This is a genomic window from Stieleria sp. (assembly GCF_041595215.1).
Classification (GTDB): Bacteria; Planctomycetota; Planctomycetia; order Pirellulales; family Pirellulaceae; genus Stieleria; species Stieleria magnilauensis.
Window position 1 is genome coordinate 1 of record NZ_JBFHKV010001218.1, and the last position, 2,335, is coordinate 2,335.

Genomic DNA, 2,335 nt, shown 5'->3' on the forward strand with positions numbered 1-2,335 from the left:
GGTGATCGAAGGCACGGCGACGGTTTCCGAAGACGGTCTGTCGGTCACCTCGGATCCCGGAACGGGAATCACCAAACCGGGTTGGCATGGACTGACACCGCCGGGCAATCGAGGCAGAAGTGACATTCCCAGGAAGGGTGGCGGTGCTAGTGGATCCGGCAATCCGCCCGGCCCTGCCACTCCATCGTTTCCGCCGGGTGGGACAGGTACTGGCGGTCCAAATGGCCCAGGCACCGGCGGCCCAACCGGTGGCGGAAACACTGGCGGCGGAGGCACCGGCAGCTCGCGACCAGGGTTCCAGATCGATCTTCGCTATGTCGATCAATCGCTTACTGCAAGTCAACAACTGGTTTTTGAGCAAGCCGCTCGACGCTGGGAGCAGATCATTGTCGGCGATCTCCCCAACGTGATGACCGATATCGGACTGGTTGATGACCTGGTCATTGACGCATTTGCCGTCGCGATCGACGGAGTGGGAACGGTTTTAGGAAGCGCCGGTCCGACCGTACTACGCTCCGGCTCGAGTCTACCGGCTCGCGGCCGAATGCGTTTCGACAGCGCGGACATCGCCTCTCTGGAATCTTCGGGTCAATTGTTTTCAGTCATCCTTCACGAAATCGGCCATGTGTTAGGAATCGGCACGATATGGACGAGACTCAATCTTCTCAGCGGGGCAGGCGGTGCCGATCCGCGATTTACCGGTGCGAATGCAGTCGCTGCGTACAATTCGATTTTTGGTCTCTCCGCTACTTCGGTGCCCGTCGCGAATACAGGTAGCGCCGGCAATCGAGATGGTCACTGGAGGGAAAGCACGTTTGACAACGAATTGATGACGGGCTTCGTGGAATCCGCCGGCATCGCCATGCCGATCAGCCGGATCACGGTAGGTTCGCTGGTTGATCTCGGATACGTCGTGAACTTTGCCGCGGCTGACCCCTACTCCCCGCCACCCCCGCCGCCCCCGCCGGATGGTCCGTTGTCGATCGAATCTGGGGAAGCGGCACTCGAAGAGGAACCGATGGATCCTCCAACCGAGGTTTCGCCGATTGGATTTTGGGGTGATTTTGGAACCAACCTTTCACCTGTCACTTCGAACCGTGTTGCCGTGACATCGGACACGCTCTACACAGCGGCGCTCGGTTATGGTTGGGTTCTCGGACCGGGCGAAGTTGTCGCCAGCGTTGACCGCGGCGCGTCTGCCGGCACGACCGATTTGACGCGGGACTTTGTCACCACGCGTCGCGCAACCTTCGTCCGCGATCTGCCCAATGGCATCTACGACGTCACGATTTCCTTGGGCGATTCCGCTGAATCCCAGTCGCAAGCACGTGTTTATTTGGAAGGCGACTTACGAGGCAACGTGAGTCTGCGTGCGAATCAGTTCGCCAGTTCCACGTATCGCGTGACGGTCGTCGATGGACAGCTTACCATGCTGTTCGACAGCGAGTCATTGGCTGCGATCAACGGAATCGACGTGAACTTGGTCACGGACCAGAATTTTGAGACCGGCGGAACTTCCGAATTAAGCGGCCGCTTTTACTTCGCGATCGAGAATCTCAACAACGGATTCGTGATGCGAGGCGAAACAAATCTTGGTTTCGGTGGGGCACTCTGTCCCGATGGCGTCTTCTTGGCTTCCAATACGCCCTACCGGCAATGGGTGTATGAGGTTGCGACAGGGAAAATCGGTGTCAGCGATTTCATCACGCCCGAGAGCGGTGTTAGCTTTGAAATGCCGGTCATTATCCTTGGTCCACCAACGGGACGAGACCTGGACAACGATGGGCTCGATGAATACGTCGAGTTTATCGTCGGCACGTCGGATACGTTGGTCGACACCGACCACGATGGAATAAGTGATGCCGCCGAAATCGCTCAAGGTTTGGACCCGCTGACCGGCAGGTCGCTGACCACGGGTGTCGTCGCTTCGATGAGCTTGCAGGGCGCGGCAACGGAAATCGCCTTGGTGGGTTCTGTGATCAGTGGAACTCAGCAGACGGCCTACATCGCAACCGGAGACTTCGGGCTCGCCGTCATCGACGCCAGCCGATTCCTGTCTCCCATTCTGCTCAGCCAATTGGACTTGCCCGGCTTCGCGACAGACGTGGCGGTCGATGCGACCCGCAACCTGGCCGTGCTGGCGACCGGATTTGCCGGCTTGCAAATCGTCGATGTCGCCGCTGCGACTTCGCCGACGTTGCTGCAGTCGGTGCCATTGCCGGGCGGCGCCACTCGCGTCGAAATCTATGACGGCCTCATCTATGCAGGGTCGCCGCAAAGCGACCGACTGCACATCATCGATTTAGCTACCGGCGAGTTGCTCGAATCGATCACC

Annotated in this window: 1 protein-coding gene; it reads left to right on the plus strand. The window is 59.0% G+C overall.

The features are described 5' to 3' along the window. Window positions 1–2,335 (plus strand): leishmanolysin-related zinc metalloendopeptidase (locus ABX749_RS29835; RefSeq protein WP_372899244.1); only part of this gene is annotated, 2,335 nt, incomplete at both ends.